The organism is Bacillus cereus, from assembly GCF_025917685.1.
GTDB classification, from domain to species: Bacteria; Bacillota; Bacilli; order Bacillales; family Bacillaceae_G; genus Bacillus_A; species Bacillus_A cereus_AT.
Genome location: NZ_CP089518.1, coordinates 3,859,877 through 3,877,032 on the forward strand (window position 1 = coordinate 3,859,877; position 17,156 = coordinate 3,877,032).

A 17,156-nucleotide genomic window follows, 5' to 3' on the forward strand; every position below is an offset into this window, starting at 1 on the left:
GCGCTCCAACCGAATTTTGAGGTGGGAGTCTTACTGCCCACAAATAGCGGGGTAAATTAGTCCCTTGCTTTGTAAACTATAGAAACAATGAGAAGTCCACAAAACGAACTTGTCAGTCCAGATACTATTATACCCCCTATTTGGAAAATATGAAAATAGGGATCTATGAACGCATGAACGATAAATATAATGGCTGCCAAACCAATAGATAAAGACCAGTATTTCCTTTTTTCCGAAGTTAAACTAGTATCTCTATCCATTCTTCTATATTTCCATAGTACATATATTAGTAATAGTAGACCAAAACATGTACTCCCATGCTGTAAAAACTTATAAATCGGTATACTATATACTTCTTGCTGTAACAGCGGCATTTTCATAACAAAATAGCCAGTCTTATGAGTAAAAGCATCCCAAACGACATGCGTCGCCATACCGAATAAAGCAGAATAGCAAAATACAAAAAAATCTTTCCAAGTATAAAGCCCCCACTTCTCATCTACTACATATTTATAGTAACTAGCAAAAGGCTTAGGTAAATATGTTATAAATGGTCCTTTTAAAATACAATGATATACATATGCTAATAAAAAAATGAGTGGTAAATTCAAATATAAGAAACCAGCCCATGTATGGCCAATAATACCGTATGGCCTAAAATGTAAAAAATATTCAAAATCAGGTGCCATACTACCTAATATAAGAGCCGTTACTGAAATGTAACTAGATTTTTTCTTAGCAAAAGGGAGAACAGCTGCTGGATGCGCAAATGTAAACGGCATGTTTTAACTCCTTTTCATAATTTCAATAGAATACATACTATCATAACGACATGAATAATCTCCATGCAATATTTATTTTCACATTGGAATATGATAGTTTAAATGATATAATCCACATGAAATATTCAGAAAATAAAGAGGGGTTCATATGTCGTTAACATTTGTCTTTCTCCTTATTATTCCAATACCTTTAATAAGTGCATACATAGGATTTTTTCGATGGAAGCATTTAAAAATTATAAAGTATATACCGTAGTTGGCTTTATTAACAAGCTGTCTTACACTTGTATTCACTGCTTTTTCAGAATCAAAATCCGTTATGAATTGAGGTTTATATATTGATTGACGTACCCTTTTTAAAAAATGTCACATTAAAAAAAGAAAATATCCCTAGTTTTTCTGCCTATCCTTACTGTCTACCCGCTATCCGATCATTACAATCACTAGCTTTCCACCCAAATGTAACCTTCATTACTGGAGAAAACGGGACAGGTAAATCAACATTACTCGAAGCAATTGCAGTTGCTTTAGGTTTTAATGCAGAAGGTGGAACAAAAAATTTCCGCTTTAGCACAAATGATTCACATTCGTCTTTACATGAATATCTTCGAATTTCCAAAAGTTTCAATACACCAAACGACGGTTTCTTTCTTCGCGCTGAATCATTTTATAACGTTGCTTCTTATATCGATGAAATAGATGCTATAAAATCTTACGGCGGCGTTTCACTTCACGAACAATCACACGGCGAATCATTCTTCTCATTATTTATGAATCGTTTTTCAGGACAAGGTTTATACATTTTAGATGAGCCTGAGGCAGCTTTATCCCCGATGAGACAACTTTCAATGCTCATTCGAATGCACGAACTAGCTGAACAAGGTTCACAATTTGTTATTGCCACGCATTCCCCTATATTAATGGCTTATCCTGAATCTACTATATACTCTTTAACACAAGAGGGGATTCACGAATCATCTTTAGAAGAAACGGAGCATTACCAAACGACGAAACTTTTCTTTGAAAATCGCGATCGATTATTTCATCATTTATTTAAGTCATAAAAAAGAGGCAGCAATCGCTGCCTCTTTTTTATAATGCTTCTATAAATAAAGCTACTCCAATGCCGCCTCCAACACATAGCGAGGCAATACCTTTCTCTAATCCACGTCTTTTTAATTCATGAATTAAACTTACCGTAATACGAGCTCCTGTACAACCGATTGGATGTCCAAGTCCTACACCACTACCGTTTACATTCACTTTCTCACGGTCTAATCCTAACTCTTTCTCTACAGCTAGGTATTGTGCAGCGAAAGCTTCATTAATTTCAAGTAAATCTGCATCTTCTAATGACCAATCTACTTTTTCTAAGCCTTTGCGAATTGCTGGCGCTGGTCCAATACCCATAATTTTCGGATCTACACCCGCTACTGAATATCCAACAATTCGAGCTAACGGTTGTAGCCCTTTTTCTTTCGCTTTTTCCTCACTCATTAATACTAAAACCGCACTTCCGTCATTAAGACCAGATGCATTTCCTGCCGTTACCGATCCATCTTTACGGAAAGCTGGTTTTAATCCTGCTAATTTTTCCGCTGTAATATCTGCACGTGGATGTTCATCTTTCGAAAATACAACTTCTTTTCTACGTTCTTTTATCGTAATAGGAACAATTTGATCGTCAAAGTATCCAGACTCGATTGCTTGCAGTGCCAATGTATGACTGCGAAGCGCAACTTCATCTTGTTCCTCTCTTGTAATTTCATATTGTTCAACTAAATTTTCCGCTGTTTCACCCATCATAATATGATGAATCGGATCTTCTAGCACTTCCCACACCGTGTCACGAATTTCTCCGTGCTGTAGACGTTGTCCCCAGCGGTGCTGTTTCAATGCATAAGGGCTCGAACTCATCGCTTCTACTCCACCTGCAATAACAACATCACTCACACCTAATTGAATTTGCATTGCAGCTGACATAATTGCTTGCATACCTGAAGAACATTGGCGTTGGATTGTATACCCCGTAACTGTGTCAGGAAATCCTGCCGCTAATGCAGCCGTTCTCGCCGTATTTGCTTCATCAGTTCTTTGAATACAATGACCTAAAATTACTTCATCAACTTCATGTGGTTCTACCCCGCCTCGTTTTACAGCTTCCTGAAGTACAGGAACAGCTAATTCTACTGGCGTTACATTTTTTAGCGCTCCCCCAAAAGTTCCAATTGGTGAACGAACTGCAGCTGTAATAACAACATTATGCATTTTGTACTTGCCCCTCTCTTATGTACCCTAGTCAGTTTTTAGGTGAAATTCCATAAGATGTATATCTACAACTATCATACTATAAACATACTAAAAAATCAAAATATTTAATATAATAAAAATAGAAGGAATTAACCTTCTATTCTGTTAATGCGTATAGGAATTTTTGTAAAATCTTCTCCGTTGTTTTATTCAAATTCGGTAACTTATCTACCGGAAAATATTGAAGCTGTAATCCTTCATGATCAAGCTTAACTTCCCCACTCACATGATGACCCTGATACAGATGAATGACATTAAAAATTTCATCTCCATTTGGATATTGGAAGTACACTTCTTTTCCCGAAAGAACCCCAAGAAATTGCATTATTTTTGCACTTAGCCCCGTCTCCTCGAATAATTCTCTACGAGCAGTTTCTTCTGTCGTTTCTCCCAATTCCATTGCCCCGCCAGGCACACCCCAATCATATGTATCTGAACGATATTGAAGCAATACTTCTTGATTATCATTTAATATAATAATTGCTGACCCTACTAAAATAAGTGGTCTCGTACCAACTACTTTGCGTAACTCTTCAATATACCCCAATATGTAAACTCTCCTTTCCTCACCCTTCCTTATCATAACAAAATTCTCTACCTTATGTTGATGTAATTTTCAACAAAAAAGGAAGCTTTCGCTTCCTTTCTTCACCGTTATCCTGCTATTTGCGGGCGGTAAGCCCCCTACCTCAAAATTCAGCGAAAATAAAGAAGTTAGGTGGGGAATAAACTACCCGCAAAAGCCCCATTAGTGAGGGCTGATAATCAGCGGGGGATGAAGAACCACCCCACTGATTAAAGTTTCACTTTATTTCTTAAAGCTTTCGTACTTTACAGCTTCAAAAGCTTCTTCAATTTCCTCATTGCGATAATGGACGTATGTAAAACGCCCTAATTCTACTAATCTCGCTATTTCTTGTAGCGCTTTATGTTGATCATATGTTTCTTCAATTGTAATATGTACATAAAATTTCATTAATGGATGTTCATATAAAGGTTCTCCCACCTCTACAAATACATCTTCAACCCCTTGTACGACTCTTACATAACTCGCAAATTGATAAAGAGCTTCTCTGTCTGAAACGATTTTTAATGTATACATATATTCTCCCCCTTTCCTTTACTATATCAAAAAGATGACCACACTACGTTATAGAACTATGAAATTTTTTCGACTTGTAGTCTATATTTTCATGTAATAAACAAGGCATTTATCCATACATAGCATCTTTTCCCCACATATATTATAGGAAGAATTTTTTCATTTGAGGTGTCCCTTATGGATCCATACGTCAATATATGTATTTGCATTACTCCAGGCGCTAATATTTCTGACGACCGCATCGCAAAAGATTTAGCAGTTGCAGAATCAATTTGGCATCCCATTACATTTCAAATTCAAGAAGTAATTGTGTTAAATGAGCTTTTCCGTTTTTCTGACCGTGAGATTAGTTATAAAAGTTCCATTCAAAGTCAGGAAAAATTAGCATCCTTTTTCCAAACGTGTGTAAATGAAGCTCCCGAATGTGATCTTTATATTTGTTATATTGGCAGTGATTATTTCAAAGAAACAGCAGTAATTGCCTGCGCCTACTCTTTAGCAAAACAACAACAACTTACTGGTTACATCGTTTTAACAAACTCAGCTGCTCCAATGAAAAATATATACACCCTCGCTCACGAAATTGGTCATATTTTATTTACAAGACGGATTCACGGAAAACTTACTCATGCAGATCCTCATTCCCCAACTGGCTCGGAGCACCATCCTTCCCCATCAAACCTTATGTATCCTATAGTTCCCCGCCCAGAAAACGTCCATATTCATTCCTTATTAACGAACGAACAAAAGGAACTCTCCTTACAAAGTTCTTTATTACAAAGAAAAAAACAGTAACTGTCGTGTTACTGTTTAAAACAACTTATTCCAATCAACAAACCAAATCCCGGCTGCAAAGGATACACTATACATCTAAGCGTAATCTCTCTTAAAATCAAAATATAGTATTTCTTTGGAAATAATTTTTTGCATATCCAGAGCAGCCACTTTTTTGAACTACTCGTTTACACTTTTTCTCTCTTCAATTTTTAAAGACCATCTCATTAATCCATATATACTTCCATACATAAGTAATATCTTTGCAATGCCCCAAAGTACATTTCTTTCTTCTAAGTCTTTAAATATAAACATAATCGCTAAAGGAACAATTAGCACCAGAACACCCATCCAACCAAGAACATACACTTCTCCAATGAAAAGTAATAAAAAGATACTTGCTGCTAATATATATGTTTGTATTGTCGACAATTGCAAAATAGGTGTACCGTACCATTTATCAATAAACATCAATAATACTAATAATAAGATGGGAACCATTACTATTACGTAAATAATCCCGAACTCTACAAACTTATTTTTAAAAGAAGACATTCTAAATGCAACAATTGTTCCAATAATCGTAATGATTAAGACGATAGGATATCCAATTAACTGCATATTCGTTAGTGTAAATTGCTGATTCGGATTATTAAATAAGATATGAGTTAATATCCAATACCCACCAATACCAATTATCATCGCAAGAATACTCTTTATACTCCCGCTTTTATCCTTCTCCATCTCTTTCGCCAATTCTTCCGCATACTCTTTTGGCGAATCACCAAATATATCGCTCACCGTCTTTCCCTTTTTCTCACCTTCTATTAAATGAAGTTCTGCATCTTCTAAAAAAGCGTCCACATCTTCTTCTTTAATTCCCTTCGTTATTAAATACACTTTCGTATCAATTAAAAACTTTTCTCCTTCTTTAGAAACCTTCATTATAACCCCTCCCTTATTAAACAGCTTCCCTTCTATTCATCTTCATCATAATTTCAAGGAAAATTAAAATAAACAAACTTCCATATAAACATATAATTTGAAATAACATTGGCACGAGGTCTTCCGATGTAAATGTTTTAAACACTAACATAATAGAAAGAGGAATAATTAAATATAAGTTTTTAAACCATCCATCAAAATATATATTTATCGCTACTGTGATGACAAATATACCTCCAGCTAATATATAACTTTGCACCCCAGTGAATGTAAACATTTTGGTAGGATATATCACATCTAATATCGTTACAGCCCCTATTAGAAACATTGGTACAATCATGACTAAAGACCACATAGCAAACCATGTTTTTGTAAAACTTGTTACGAAGGTCATTTTACGAAGTAAAAAATTAGGACCCATAACAACTAAAATCAATGAAAAACTATACCCAACGCACTGAATAAGTGACATCTGTAATAATCCGTTATTCACTATTAGGATAGAAGCAATAATCCAAAACGAAACGATATTCATTACTGTAAAACCAATTTGCTTCCACGTTTCCTGTCTATCTCTTTCCATCACTTTTACAAGTTCATTTGCATATTCTTTCGGTGAGCTTCCGAAAATTTCTTCTACACTTTTCCCATCAGTCTCACCTTCTATTAAATGAAGTTCTGCGTCTTCGATAAAGCTTTCAATATCGCTTTCTTTCACACTCTTTGCTGTCAAAAATAATCTCATATCCAATAAAAAATTTCGTGCTTCACTTGATAGCATTATTTTCTTCTTCCCTTCCCTTCAAGTAGACGTTCTACACTACTCTGCATCGCTTCCCAGCGCCCCATAAATTCATCTAGTTCATCTGCTCCCTTTTCTGTTAACGTGTAATACTTCCGTTTAGGGCCAGATGGAGATTCCTTCATTATACTCGTTATTAATCCTTCCTTTTGCATTCGTATTAATAACGGATAAATACTTCCCTCACTTGCCATTGTAAAGCCATACTTCGCTAGCCTTTCACTCATTTCATAACCGTATATTTCACCTTCAGAAATAATAGCAAGTAAGCACCCTTCTAAAATCCCTTTCAGCATTTGACTTGTCGACATAACTCAAATCCTCCCACTATCTTGTTTTACAAGATAGATAAGCGTAAGTATCTTGCTTTACAAAATAGTATAGCAAAGACTATTTTGCAAAACAAGATAGCTAACAATATTTTTCCAAATCTTTGCAGGATTTTTATTATCCACTCTCTAAATAGAGCAATATGAGAACTTTATTACGAAGGGATGTTTTTCATCATGGTTACAAATCAGGTTGTCTTTTTAACAGGTGCTGCAAGTGGGATTGGTTATGAAATGGGAAACGCTTTTGCAAAAGAAGGTGCAAAAGTTGTCATTACCGATCGTCTTGAAGAGCGGGCGAAAGAAGCAGCTAAACAATTACAAAAAGAAGGCTATCAAGCTATCGGTTTAAAATGTGACGTTACATCCGAAGAAGAGATTGCAGCAGCAATTTCACAAACAGTTACTCACTTCGGTTCATTAGATATATTAATTAACAACGCAGGAATGCAACATGTTTCACCGATTGAAGATTTTCCAACTGAAAAGTTCGAGCTGCTAATCAAAATTATGCAAATCGCTCCTTTCATCGCAATTAAGCATACCTTTCCGATTATGAAAAAACAAAAGTATGGTCGGATTATTAATGTCGCTTCCATTAATGGCCTTGTCGGATTTGCTGGAAAAGCTGCTTATAATAGTGCGAAACATGGTGTAATTGGATTAACAAAAGTGGCTGCTTTAGAGGGAGCAACTCATGGAATTACTGTAAATGCCCTTTGTCCTGGATATGTTGATACCCCTCTTGTACGAAATCAACTACAAGACTTAGCAACTACGCGAAATGTACCACTTGAAAATGTTTTAGAAGATGTTATTTATCCTCTCGTACCACAAAAGCGCTTGTTGCAAGTACAAGAAATTGCGGATTATGCTATGTTTTTGGCGAGTGAAAAAGCGAAAGGTATAACTGGTCAAGCTGTCGTTATCGATGGTGGTTATACTGCTCAATAAAGTGAAACTTTAATCAGTGGGGGTTTTACTGCCCGTTAATGTGGAATAAAAAATAAAGTTTGCTCACGAAGAGCAAACTTTATTTTTTATCCCGAGGATCTTTTTACTTTAGTAATTGTTTAGGGAGTTTCTCAATTGCAACAATTACCCCCTCTAATTTACTTTCAATACGATGGAGTAAATATAGTGTTACAACAATTGGAAAGCCTACATTACCTACCATCCTGATCCACTCTTCCATCTTTCTCTCCTCCTTTCATTATATAAATAAGAGAAAAGAAGACATTTAGGCATAAAAAAACAAGCTATTATGTATTAGCTTGTTTTTTTAAATAATGATGCAATTTCCTGTTTATAATCTCCTCGTATAATACCTTTCTCGGTAATAATACCTGTAATTAATTCATTCGGTGTTACGTCAAATGCAGGGTTATAAACATCAGTTCCAATTGGTGCCACTTGTTTCCCAAAAATTTTCGTAACTTCTGTTTCATCTCTTTCTTCAATAATAATTTCAGCACCTGTTTGTTTCGTAATATCAAATGTCGATAGCGGAGCTGCAACGTAGAACGGGATATCGAAATACTTTGCTAATATAGCTAAATTCATTGTTCCAATTTTATTTGCTGTATCTCCATTTGCTACAATTCGGTCCGCTCCTACTATAATCGCATTTATTTCTTTCTTTTGAATAGCATGCGCTGCCGTATTATCTGTAATAAGTGTTACATCAATATTTGCCTGTTTTAATTCCCAGGTTGTTAAACGCCCACCTTGTAAAACCGGTCTCGTTTCACACGCATATGCATGTAAACTTACACCTTTTTCTTTCCCAATATAAAACGGTGCTAATGCAGTACCATATCTAGCAGTTGCAATACTTCCAGCGTTACAAATTGTTAAAATGTTATCACCGTCTTTAAAACATATTAATGCATGTTCTCCAATACTCCGGCATACCGCTTCATCTTCTTGCTGAATGAGAAGCGCTTCTTCTTCTAATTTTTTTTGCGCTTCTTTTATTGTAATAGTTTCTCGAATCGATTCTCTCATACGATCGATTGCCCAAAATAAATTGACTGCTGTCGGGCGTGACGTACCTAAATAATTACAATCTCTATTAAACTTCTTTTGAAATTCTTCAATATGTACAGTGTTATATTTTTTGGATGCAAGCGCCAAACCAAATGCAGCTACAATTCCAATTGCAGGCGCTCCTCGTACTTCTAGCATGACAATACTTTTCCATACCTCTTCAATCGTCGTTAATGTTTTGTATTCTGTGCTATGCGGCAACTTTGTTTGATTTAATACTGCAATAGCATCCCCTTTCCAACTGACAGACCTCGGAATAGTAACAATTGTACTCATACTTTTACCCCTCCAGAAACTGTCTGTTGGAATAGTGTTCGGAACAGTTGAATATCAGCGTTCTTGGATTCATATTTTATTAGTTCTTTGCCTAAGGATAACGCTTGCTTCTTAGCTTGAATTCTTTTTTCTTTATTTGCTATTTCATCTAAATCTGCTACATGAGCTAAGCCGATTGTTCTACGAATAAGTTCACATCCAGCAAATCCGACAGCATCAGTAAAGATATTTTGCAAAATAATTGGTAACCATTGTTTTTCTTTCGTATATGCTTCTACACCTTCTCCAATCCATAACCTCGTAAAAGCTTCTACAAAATAACTCCATGTCTTCTCTATATGGAAAAATAGTACATTTCTCTGCTCTTCTTCTCTTGATAAAGCATTTAATAATAAATTTGCAATAAATTGACCGATGTCAAATCCAAAGGGACCGTACGTTGCAAACTCTGGATCAATTACTTTCGTTTCAGAAGGTGATGAAAATATACTACCAGTATGTAAATCTCCGTGTATGAGAGCCTCTTTTCTCGTCAAAAACTTATACTTATACTGTGCTACTTTTAATTTTAAAGTTTTATCACTCCACAGCTCATCAACCGCTAGTTGTAACTCTGGTTCATAATCATTCGTATCATAATGACTAAACGGATCTGTAAACACTAAATCTTCTGTAATTTTGCTAAGGTCTGGGTTTACAAATGTACCCTCTAGTATCCTCTTCTCTTCTGACTGTAAACCGAAATCTGAAGTATAAAATAAAACATGTGCTAGAAAGCGACCAATGTGCTGGGATAAAAGAGGATACTCTTCTCCATCTATTAATCCTTTTCTTGTAATCGTTAGTCTTGATAAATCTTCTATTACTGTCACTGCCAACTCCTCATCATGACTGTATACTTTTGGAACGTATTCCGGTACATACTTCGCGAAAATTTGTAATGCCTTACTTTCAATCGTCGCTCTTTTTATAGACAATGGCCAGCTCTCACCAACTACTTTTGCATATGGAAGTGCTTGCTTTAATATAATCGTCTTTTCTCCATCCTCTAATTTGAACACGTAATTTAAATTTCCATCTCCAATTTCATGACAAACTACATTTGCTTTCTTTTCAAAGTAACCGTGTTCTTTCGCATATTGTATAGCTGTCGTTTCAGTTAATGAATAATATCCCATCGTCTTCTCCCCCTTTTTATTCAGAGGTTTTTCTAAAATAGAAAAACCCCTTTCCACAAAGAAAGAGGTTTGAAGTTTATCTTCTCCCCTCTTATCTGCCAGAAAGTTTTACTTTCTGCTGGAATTAGCACCGTGCCTTTTGGCGTAAATAAACGCCCCATTTCACAATGGTATTACGGTCGGTTGCTGGGCTTCATCGGGCCAAATCCCTCCACCTGCTCTTGATAAGAGTTGTATAATTTTTTGAATTTTTAACTTTATGTTGAAGACTATACCAAGAATAAAAATCACTTGTCAACATTTTATTTGTATAATTCTGGACGACGATCTGCAAAAACTGGAATTCCTTTGCGTACTTCTTTAATTTTCTCAAAATGAAGCTCTCCAAATAAAATTGATTCTTCTTCATTCGCTTCTACAACAACTTCCCCCCAAGGATCGATAATTAAAGAATGACCCGCAAACTCATTATTCGGATCCTTTCCTGCCCTATTACATGCAACAACATAACATTGATTTTCAACTGCTCTTGCTTGCAATAGCAAACGCCAATGTGCTAAACGAACTAATGGCCATTCTGCTACAACAAATAAAACTTTTGCACCTTTAGCAGTATGAACACGCATCCACTCCGGAAAACGAATGTCATAACAAATTGTACCAGCGCACTCTATATCATCTAACTTAAATTCGCCTGTACTATTCCCAGCGATTAAATATTTATGTTCATCCATGAGCTGAAATAAATGCACTTTACTATATTCATTGACTAGCTGACCTTTATTAGTTACAACATACATTGTATTTGTAACACCTTGATCTGTTTGCTTCGCTATAGAACCACCGACAATATGTACACCATATTGTTTCGACCACTCTTTCAGCTTTTCTTTCGTTTCTAATCCATCCCTATCTGCAATTTCAGAAAGCCTAGTTAAATCATATCCTGTTGTCCACAGTTCTGGTAAGACAATAACATCGGGTCTTTCTTTCATTGCTTCACTTATTTTATTTTTAGCATTCTCAATATTTTTTTCTACATCTCCAAAGACAATATCCATTTGAATACATGCGACTTTCATTTTGTCAGCCCCATTCTTAATTTTTTTCTTTACAAAATACTGGAAAGATTATATCATTTGTCACTAGAATTGTAACAACTTTCAAAAGAGGTGGAAAGTATGAAATTATTTCAACCTTCTGAGATAGTAACATCATTGCCAACACAATTTTTCGCTTCACTTGTTGCAAAAGTTAACAAAGTCGTTGCAGCAGGTCACGATGTTATTAATCTAGGACAAGGTAATCCAGATCAACCAACACCACAGCATATCGTAAAAGCTTTACAAGACGCTGCTGAAAAGGCCATTCATCATAAATACCCGCCATTTCGTGGACATGAAAGTTTAAAAGAAGCTGTGGCAACATTCTATAAACGTGAATACGGCGTAGAATTAAATCCAAAAACAGAAGTTGCTATTTTGTTTGGCGGAAAGGCTGGATTAGTAGAATTACCAATTTGTTTTACAAACCCTGGCGATACCATTCTCGTTCCAGATCCAGGATATCCAGATTATTTATCGGGAGTTGCTTTAGCAAAAGCACAATTTGAAACAATGCCGCTACTTGCAGAAAATAATTTTTTACCGGATTATACGAAAATTGATGACACTATCGCTGAGCGGGCAAAGTTAATGTTTTTAAATTACCCAAACAATCCTACTGGTGCTACTGCATCAAAAGATTTCTTTGATGAAACTATTCATTTTGCTAATGAACATAATATATTAGTCGTTCATGATTTCGCTTACGGTGCGATTGGATTCGATGGTCAAAAACCTGTTAGTTTCTTGCAAGCAGACGGCGCTAAAGATACAGGTATTGAAATTTACACTTTATCGAAAACTTTCAATATGGCTGGATGGCGTATTGCTTTTGCTGTGGGAAATGCAAGTGTCATTGAAACAATTAACTTATTACAAGATCATATGTATGTTAGTATTTTTGGTGCAGTTCAAGATGCTGCCCGTGAAGCACTATTAAGTTCACAGTCTTGCGTCGTAGACCTTGTAAATAGTTACGAATCTCGCAGAAACGCTCTTATTTCAGCTTGTCACTCAATTGGTTGGGATGTAGACATTCCAACAGGATCATTCTTTGCATGGCTTCCTGTACCAGAAGGTTATACATCTGAGCAATTTTCTGATATTTTACTAGAAAAAGCACACGTTGCAGTTGCCCCTGGTGTTGGATTTGGTGAACATGGCGAAGGGTATGTCCGTGTTGGCCTCTTACATACAGAAGATAGATTGCAAGAAGCCATTAATCGAATTGATAAATTAAATTTTTTCAAAAAGTCATTGACAACATGAAAAATATCTGACAAAATTCAGTTATCTTAAAAATTTAAACATTTCTAAATACTTCTTATCAAGAGCAGGTGGAGGGACGAGCCCGACGAAACCCGGCAACCGATCTACAATTGTAGACACGGTGCTAATTCTCGCAGCATTATGCTGACAGATAAGGAGCTGGTTGTAAAAAAACCTCTCCTTAGCTGAGAGGTTTTTTTATTTAACTAGGAGGTTTTAACAATGAGCGGAATTATAGCGACATATTTAATCCATGATGATTCACATAACTTAGAAAAAAAAGCTGAGCAAATTGCACTCGGTTTAACAATTGGATCTTGGACTCATTTGCCACACTTATTGCAAGAACAATTAAAACAGCATAAAGGCAACGTCATTCATGTTGAGGAATTAGCTGAACAAGAACATACCAATTCGTATTTACGTAAAAAAGTAAAACGCGGGATTATTAAAATTGAATATCCGTTATTAAACTTCAGTCCAGACTTACCAGCAATTTTAACAACTACATTCGGAAAGCTATCACTTGATGGCGAAGTGAAATTAATCGACTTAACTTTTTCAGACGAGCTAAAAAAGCATTTTCCTGGTCCAAAGTTCGGGATAGATGGTATTCGAAACCTACTACAAGTGCATGAGCGTCCTCTTTTAATGAGTATTTTTAAAGGAATGATTGGACGAAATATTGGGTATTTAAAAACGCAATTACGCGATCAAGCAATTGGTGGTGTAGATATTGTAAAAGATGATGAAATTTTATTCGAAAACTCATTAACACCACTTACAAAAAGAATTGAATCTGGGAAAGAAGTTTTACAATCCGTATATGAAACATACGGACATAAAACGTTATATGCCGTAAATTTAACAGGTCGAACTTTCGATTTAAAAGAAAATGCGAAACGCGCAGTGCAAGCCGGGGCTGATATTCTATTATTTAACGTATTTGCTTACGGACTAGATGTACTACAATCACTGGCAGAAGATAATGAAATCACAGTTCCTATTATGGCACACCCTGCTGTAAGTGGTGCTTACTCAGCATCCAAGTTATATGGAGTTTCCTCTCCACTATTACTCGGAAAACTATTACGTTATGCTGGCGCTGACTTTTCATTATTCCCATCTCCATATGGAAGTGTTGCACTAGAAAAAGAGGACGCTCTTGCTATCTCGAAATATTTAACTCAAGACGATCCATTTTTCAAGAAGAGTTTTTCTGTTCCGTCTGCTGGTATTCACCCTGGTTTCGTTCCCTTTATTTTACGAGATTTCGGTAAAGATGTTGTTATTAATGCTGGCGGTGGGATACATGGACATCCGAGTGGGGCGCAGGGCGGCGGTAAAGCTTTCCGTACTGCCATTGATGCTACTTTGCAAAATACACCACTTCATGAAGTAGATGACATAAATTTACATAGTGCACTACAAATATGGGGAAATCCCTCTCATGGGGTGAAATTATGAGTATTCAAGTATTTTGTGATTTCGATGGCACGATTACAAATAATGATAACATTATGTCCATTATGGAAAAATTCGCACCACCAGAAGCCGAAGAAGTAAAGAATAGAATTTTATCACAAGAGCTGTCTATTCAAGAAGGTGTTTCTCAATTATTTCAATTAATACCTACTAGTCTACACGATGATATGATTCAATTTTTAATAGAAACTGCTGAAATCCGTAGTGGTTTTCATGAATTTATACAATTTGTAAATGAAAATAACATTTCTTTTTACGTTATATCAGGTGGAATGGATTTCTTCGTCTATCCACTCTTACAAGGAATCATTCCAAAAGAGCAAATTTACTGTAATGAAACAGACTTTTCAAGTGAATTCATTACAGTTAAGTGGCCTCATCCTTGTGATCATCATTGTCAAAATCATTGCGGATTATGCAAATCATCTTTAATCCGTAAATTAAGTGATACGAATGACTTCCATATTGTGATTGGAGATTCAATTACTGATTTACAAGCTGCAAAACAAGCAGATAAAGTATTTGCCCGCGACTTCCTTATTACAAAGTGTGAAGAAAATCATATTGCTTATATACCGTTTGAAACATTTCATGATGTTCAAACTGAATTAAAACATTTGTTGGAGGTGAAATCATGAAACAACTTTTTCGTCAATGGTATGACTTAAGCGAGATAAAAAAAGAATTAACAACACGAAATTGGTTTCCAGCAACGAGTGGTAATATTTCTATAAAGGTTAGTCATGAGCCACTCACTTTTCTTATTACAGCAAGTGGTAAAGATAAAACAAAAACTACTCCTGATGATTTTCTATTAGTAGATCATCTAGGGGTTCCCGTATTAGAGACTGAATTACGCCCTTCAGCAGAAACAATATTGCATACACATATTTATAACAATACGAATGCCGGGTGTGTACTTCATGTTCATACAACTGATAATAATGTCATCACAAATTTATATAGTGATGCAGTCACCCTTCAAAATCAAGAAATTATTAAAGCTCTCGATATTTGGGAAGAAGGTGCAACAATTAACATTCCTATTATCGAAAACGATGCTCATATCCCAACGCTTGGAGAAAACTTCCGAAAGCATATACAAGGAGATTCGGGAGCAGTATTAATCCGTAACCATGGTATTACCGTATGGGGCCGAGATAGCTTTGATGCAAAGAAAAGATTAGAAGCTTATGAGTTTTTATTCCAATTTCATATAAAACTATTATCAATTCAAGGAGGCGTTTCTAATGGCGCAAATTCGTATTCATGAAGGAAATACTCGTATCGAAAATGAAGTGGAAGTATCTAAATTTCTACAAGAGGAAGGCGTTTTATATGAGAAATGGAACATTTTTAAGCTTCCTACTCATTTAAATAAAAATTATTCGTTAACAGATGAAAACAAGGCTGAAATATTAGCTGTGTTTTCAAAAGAAATTGCTGATGTTTCAGCGCGCCGAGGTTATAAAGCACACGATGTAATTTCACTTTCAAATAGCACACCTAACCTTGACGAATTATTAATTAATTTCCAAAAAGAACACCATCATACCGACGATGAAGTTCGCTTTATTGTCAGCGGTCATGGCATCTTCGCTATTGAAGGAAAAGATGGTCGATTCTTTGACGTTGAACTTGAGCCTGGTGATCTTATATCTGTACCTGAAAATGCAAGACATTATTTTACCTTACAAGATGATCGCCAAGTTGTAGCTATTCGTATTTTTGTTACAACAGAAGGTTGGGTTCCAATTTATTAAGGTAGCTAGTTGAATAAAAGATTGGAACCCCTTTTCCAATCTTTTATTCACTCTACATATATACATCCTCCTATGGAACAGGCTTATTTCATAACATTGAAGTAAGCCTGATTTTTTATTCACTAAAATAATTTGTCCCTTTCGTTTGTTCAAATCAAATACCTCAAATCACGCTTCCACTTTATCAAGTACATTTCGGAACACTTTTTGAACATTTATTGAACTTTTTTGATTTTTTTCTGAAAATTCTGTTTTGTGTATGATATACTACAACTAATAATAAGGAAAAGAATATTGCAAGCAGAGGGGGATAATCATGAGTTTACTTATCGCACTTATACTAGGAGTTTCATGTGGAGCTATTCCTGTCATTTTAGGAGCTATTATGGAAGAATTAGAAGTTGGTGTTTTAGGTTTTGTTGCATCTTGTGTAAGCGCTTTATTTTTCGGTTTGTACGGTGCTATTCCTGTTGCTATCCTGTGCGCATTTTATATAGTACGCCATGCTCGCGCGAAACAGTTTGGTCCTAATCACATTGCACAAGTTATTCCATTCCCAATTGAACGATGCCGCCGCGCTTCCAACCTATAAATTATCCAACTTAAATATTATGCCTGCCTAAATAAATAAAAAGTCCTCAAATGAGGACTTTTTATTTATTTTCTTCTAGAAATTGAAACAATTCTTGCAAATGAAGTGCATCTTCATTATAGCTAACGGATACGTGACATGTCCCTTCAATCTCAGCATGCATATAAAGGGCAATTCCATCTCGATCATATTTCAATGCCAAATAAAACTCCATTTCCTCTAACATCTTTTTTGAAGTTCGGATAACATAATGCCCTTTCTCATCTCGTCCATATTCGAAACTTGGCTCAAAATCGTATTTTTGTTTAAAAGCTTCTTTTTGCTTATCATTAATCTGTACACAAGTTGATTGCTGCACAGCATCAATTATCTCGTCAAATTTTTGGAGATCCATCTC

21 protein-coding genes, 1 pseudogene and 2 riboswitches are annotated in these 17,156 nt (G+C 35.6%); of the genes and pseudogenes, 9 read left to right on the plus strand and 13 right to left on the minus strand.

Translation table 11 applies throughout. The features are described 5' to 3' along the window. Nucleotides 1-56 precede the first annotated feature (56 nt). Nucleotides 57-782, minus strand: coding sequence for a DUF4184 family protein (locus tag LUS72_RS19930; RefSeq protein WP_097830842.1), 726 nt, complete (start codon nt 780-782; stop codon nt 57-59). Nucleotides 783-1,120: 338 nt separating this feature from the next. Between LUS72_RS19930 and LUS72_RS19935 the strand changes: the two genes are divergently transcribed. Continuing rightward, nucleotides 1,121-1,846, plus strand: coding sequence for an AAA family ATPase (locus tag LUS72_RS19935; protein WP_097830841.1), 726 nt, complete (start codon nt 1,121-1,123; stop codon nt 1,844-1,846). 28 nt (nt 1,847-1,874) lie between these two features. Here LUS72_RS19935 and LUS72_RS19940 read toward each other — a convergent pair whose 3' ends face one another. The 3 genes from LUS72_RS19940 to LUS72_RS19950 all read right to left on the minus strand — a co-directional run bounded on the left by LUS72_RS19940 (nt 1,875) and on the right by LUS72_RS19950 (nt 4,194). Further along, nucleotides 1,875-3,050, minus strand: coding sequence for an acetyl-CoA C-acetyltransferase (locus LUS72_RS19940; protein ID WP_097830840.1), 1,176 nt, complete (start codon nt 3,048-3,050; stop codon nt 1,875-1,877). A 139-nt stretch (nt 3,051-3,189) separates the two neighbouring features. Next, complete coding sequence (locus LUS72_RS19945; RefSeq protein ID WP_141533248.1) at nt 3,190-3,639, minus strand: NUDIX hydrolase; 450 nt, start codon at nt 3,637-3,639, stop codon at nt 3,190-3,192. Nucleotides 3,640-3,900: 261 nt separating this feature from the next. Next, nucleotides 3,901-4,194, minus strand: a complete 294-nt coding sequence (locus LUS72_RS19950) for a DUF3928 family protein (RefSeq protein ID WP_097830838.1) — start codon at nt 4,192-4,194, stop codon at nt 3,901-3,903. 177 nt (nt 4,195-4,371) lie between these two features. On the opposite strand from LUS72_RS19950, the gene LUS72_RS19955 reads away from it, so the two are divergent. Then, nucleotides 4,372-4,989 (plus strand): ImmA/IrrE family metallo-endopeptidase, encoded by a 618-nt coding sequence (locus LUS72_RS19955; RefSeq protein ID WP_000371627.1) that lies wholly within the window; start codon nt 4,372-4,374, stop codon nt 4,987-4,989. A 15-nt stretch (nt 4,990-5,004) separates the two neighbouring features. Here LUS72_RS19955 and LUS72_RS27335 read toward each other — a convergent pair. The 4 genes and pseudogenes from LUS72_RS27335 to LUS72_RS19970 form a co-directional block, all read right to left on the minus strand. After that, nucleotides 5,005-5,141 (minus strand): annotated as a pseudogene (locus LUS72_RS27335) (DNA-binding protein); the annotation flags it as partial. Nucleotides 5,142-5,148: 7 nt separating this feature from the next. Further along, nucleotides 5,149-5,913, minus strand: coding sequence for a DUF1129 domain-containing protein (locus LUS72_RS19960; protein WP_097830837.1), 765 nt, complete (start codon nt 5,911-5,913; stop codon nt 5,149-5,151). A 16-nt stretch (nt 5,914-5,929) separates the two neighbouring features. Further along, a complete protein-coding gene (locus tag LUS72_RS19965; RefSeq protein ID WP_097830836.1) occupies nt 5,930-6,694 on the minus strand; it encodes a DUF1129 domain-containing protein in 765 nt (254 codons plus the stop codon). Continuing rightward, nucleotides 6,694-7,026 (minus strand): PadR family transcriptional regulator, encoded by a 333-nt coding sequence (locus tag LUS72_RS19970; RefSeq protein WP_097830835.1) that lies wholly within the window; start codon nt 7,024-7,026, stop codon nt 6,694-6,696. The genes LUS72_RS19965 and LUS72_RS19970 overlap by 1 nt, the downstream gene beginning before the upstream one ends. Nucleotides 7,027-7,221: 195 nt before the next feature. On the opposite strand from LUS72_RS19970, the gene LUS72_RS19975 reads away from it, so the two are divergent. Beyond that, nucleotides 7,222-7,998 carry a 3-hydroxybutyrate dehydrogenase gene (locus LUS72_RS19975; protein WP_097830834.1) on the plus strand — a complete coding sequence of 259 codons (777 nt, stop codon included), beginning with the start codon at nt 7,222-7,224 and terminating at the stop codon, nt 7,996-7,998. Between the two features lie 103 nt (nt 7,999-8,101). Here the strand turns inward: LUS72_RS19975 and LUS72_RS19980 are convergent, their stop codons facing one another. The 4 genes from LUS72_RS19980 to LUS72_RS19995 form a co-directional block, all read right to left on the minus strand. Next, nucleotides 8,102-8,239: a YvrJ family protein gene (locus LUS72_RS19980; RefSeq protein WP_097830833.1), complete on the minus strand. Its 138-nt coding sequence runs from the start codon at nt 8,237-8,239 to the stop codon at nt 8,102-8,104. Between the two features lie 74 nt (nt 8,240-8,313). Further along, nucleotides 8,314-9,369 (minus strand): S-methyl-5-thioribose-1-phosphate isomerase, encoded by a 1,056-nt coding sequence (mtnA, locus tag LUS72_RS19985; protein ID WP_097830832.1) that lies wholly within the window; start codon nt 9,367-9,369, stop codon nt 8,314-8,316. Next, entirely contained in the window at nt 9,366-10,547 is a 1,182-nt protein-coding gene (gene mtnK, locus LUS72_RS19990) for an S-methyl-5-thioribose kinase (protein WP_097830831.1), read from the minus strand. The genes mtnA and mtnK overlap by 4 nt, the downstream gene beginning before the upstream one ends. Before the next feature lie 88 nt (nt 10,548-10,635). Continuing rightward, nucleotides 10,636-10,778, minus strand: a riboswitch (SAM riboswitch). A 71-nt stretch (nt 10,779-10,849) separates the two neighbouring features. Beyond that, a complete protein-coding gene (locus LUS72_RS19995) occupies nt 10,850-11,629 on the minus strand; it encodes a carbon-nitrogen family hydrolase (RefSeq protein ID WP_097830830.1) in 780 nt (259 codons plus the stop codon). 99 nt (nt 11,630-11,728) lie between these two features. Between LUS72_RS19995 and LUS72_RS20000 the strand changes: the two genes are divergently transcribed. The 6 genes from LUS72_RS20000 (at nt 11,729) to LUS72_RS20025 (ending at nt 16,759) form a co-directional block, all read left to right on the plus strand. After that, nucleotides 11,729-12,919: a pyridoxal phosphate-dependent aminotransferase gene (locus LUS72_RS20000; protein ID WP_097830829.1), complete on the plus strand. Its 1,191-nt coding sequence runs from the start codon at nt 11,729-11,731 to the stop codon at nt 12,917-12,919. 52 nt (nt 12,920-12,971) lie between these two features. Then, nucleotides 12,972-13,077, plus strand: a riboswitch (SAM riboswitch). 64 nt (nt 13,078-13,141) lie between these two features. Then, nucleotides 13,142-14,386 (plus strand): 2,3-diketo-5-methylthiopentyl-1-phosphate enolase, encoded by a 1,245-nt coding sequence (gene mtnW, locus LUS72_RS20005; protein WP_097830828.1) that lies wholly within the window; start codon nt 13,142-13,144, stop codon nt 14,384-14,386. Continuing rightward, nucleotides 14,383-15,042, plus strand: coding sequence for a 2-hydroxy-3-keto-5-methylthiopentenyl-1-phosphate phosphatase (mtnX, locus tag LUS72_RS20010; RefSeq protein WP_097830827.1), 660 nt, complete (start codon nt 14,383-14,385; stop codon nt 15,040-15,042). Before mtnW ends, mtnX begins: the two co-directional genes overlap by 4 nt. Continuing rightward, entirely contained in the window at nt 15,039-15,677 is a 639-nt protein-coding gene (locus LUS72_RS20015; RefSeq protein WP_097830826.1) for a methylthioribulose 1-phosphate dehydratase, read from the plus strand. Before mtnX ends, LUS72_RS20015 begins: the two co-directional genes overlap by 4 nt. Next, nucleotides 15,655-16,167: a 1,2-dihydroxy-3-keto-5-methylthiopentene dioxygenase gene (locus LUS72_RS20020; RefSeq protein ID WP_097830825.1), complete on the plus strand. Its 513-nt coding sequence runs from the start codon at nt 15,655-15,657 to the stop codon at nt 16,165-16,167. Before LUS72_RS20015 ends, LUS72_RS20020 begins: the two co-directional genes overlap by 23 nt. A gap of 316 nt (nt 16,168-16,483) precedes the next feature. Further along, on the plus strand, nt 16,484-16,759 hold the full coding sequence (locus LUS72_RS20025) for a hypothetical protein (protein ID WP_097830824.1): 276 nt from the start codon (nt 16,484-16,486) through the stop codon (nt 16,757-16,759). A gap of 61 nt (nt 16,760-16,820) precedes the next feature. Here the strand turns inward: LUS72_RS20025 and LUS72_RS20030 are convergent, their stop codons facing one another. Beyond that, nucleotides 16,821-17,153 carry a DUF3909 family protein gene (locus LUS72_RS20030; protein WP_097830823.1) on the minus strand — a complete coding sequence of 111 codons (333 nt, stop codon included), beginning with the start codon at nt 17,151-17,153 and terminating at the stop codon, nt 16,821-16,823. Nucleotides 17,154-17,156 lie beyond the last annotated feature (3 nt).

Coding starts and splice junctions, on each gene's coding strand:
- mtnK (WP_097830831.1), bottom strand. CDS start 10,547: ATGGGATATTATTCATTAACTGAAACGACAGCTATACAATATGCGAAA.
- mtnX (WP_097830827.1), top strand. CDS start 14,383: ATGAGTATTCAAGTATTTTGTGATTTCGATGGCACGATTACAAATAAT.
- LUS72_RS20015 (WP_097830826.1), top strand. CDS start 15,039: ATGAAACAACTTTTTCGTCAATGGTATGACTTAAGCGAGATAAAAAAA.
- LUS72_RS19995 (WP_097830830.1), bottom strand. CDS start 11,629: ATGAAAGTCGCATGTATTCAAATGGATATTGTCTTTGGAGATGTAGAA.
- LUS72_RS19940 (WP_097830840.1), bottom strand. CDS start 3,050: ATGCATAATGTTGTTATTACAGCTGCAGTTCGTTCACCAATTGGAACT.
- LUS72_RS19970 (WP_097830835.1), bottom strand. CDS start 7,026: ATGTCGACAAGTCAAATGCTGAAAGGGATTTTAGAAGGGTGCTTACTT.
- LUS72_RS19930 (WP_097830842.1), bottom strand. CDS start 782: ATGCCGTTTACATTTGCGCATCCAGCAGCTGTTCTCCCTTTTGCTAAG.
- LUS72_RS20000 (WP_097830829.1), top strand. CDS start 11,729: ATGAAATTATTTCAACCTTCTGAGATAGTAACATCATTGCCAACACAA.
- LUS72_RS20030 (WP_097830823.1), bottom strand. CDS start 17,153: ATGGATCTCCAAAAATTTGACGAGATAATTGATGCTGTGCAGCAATCA.
- LUS72_RS19980 (WP_097830833.1), bottom strand. CDS start 8,239: ATGGAAGAGTGGATCAGGATGGTAGGTAATGTAGGCTTTCCAATTGTT.
- LUS72_RS20025 (WP_097830824.1), top strand. CDS start 16,484: ATGAGTTTACTTATCGCACTTATACTAGGAGTTTCATGTGGAGCTATT.
- LUS72_RS19975 (WP_097830834.1), top strand. CDS start 7,222: ATGGTTACAAATCAGGTTGTCTTTTTAACAGGTGCTGCAAGTGGGATT.
- LUS72_RS19950 (WP_097830838.1), bottom strand. CDS start 4,194: ATGTATACATTAAAAATCGTTTCAGACAGAGAAGCTCTTTATCAATTT.
- mtnA (WP_097830832.1), bottom strand. CDS start 9,369: ATGAGTACAATTGTTACTATTCCGAGGTCTGTCAGTTGGAAAGGGGAT.
- LUS72_RS19955 (WP_000371627.1), top strand. CDS start 4,372: ATGGATCCATACGTCAATATATGTATTTGCATTACTCCAGGCGCTAAT.
- LUS72_RS20020 (WP_097830825.1), top strand. CDS start 15,655: ATGGCGCAAATTCGTATTCATGAAGGAAATACTCGTATCGAAAATGAA.
- mtnW (WP_097830828.1), top strand. CDS start 13,142: ATGAGCGGAATTATAGCGACATATTTAATCCATGATGATTCACATAAC.
- LUS72_RS19960 (WP_097830837.1), bottom strand. CDS start 5,913: ATGAAGGTTTCTAAAGAAGGAGAAAAGTTTTTAATTGATACGAAAGTG.
- LUS72_RS19965 (WP_097830836.1), bottom strand. CDS start 6,694: ATGCTATCAAGTGAAGCACGAAATTTTTTATTGGATATGAGATTATTT.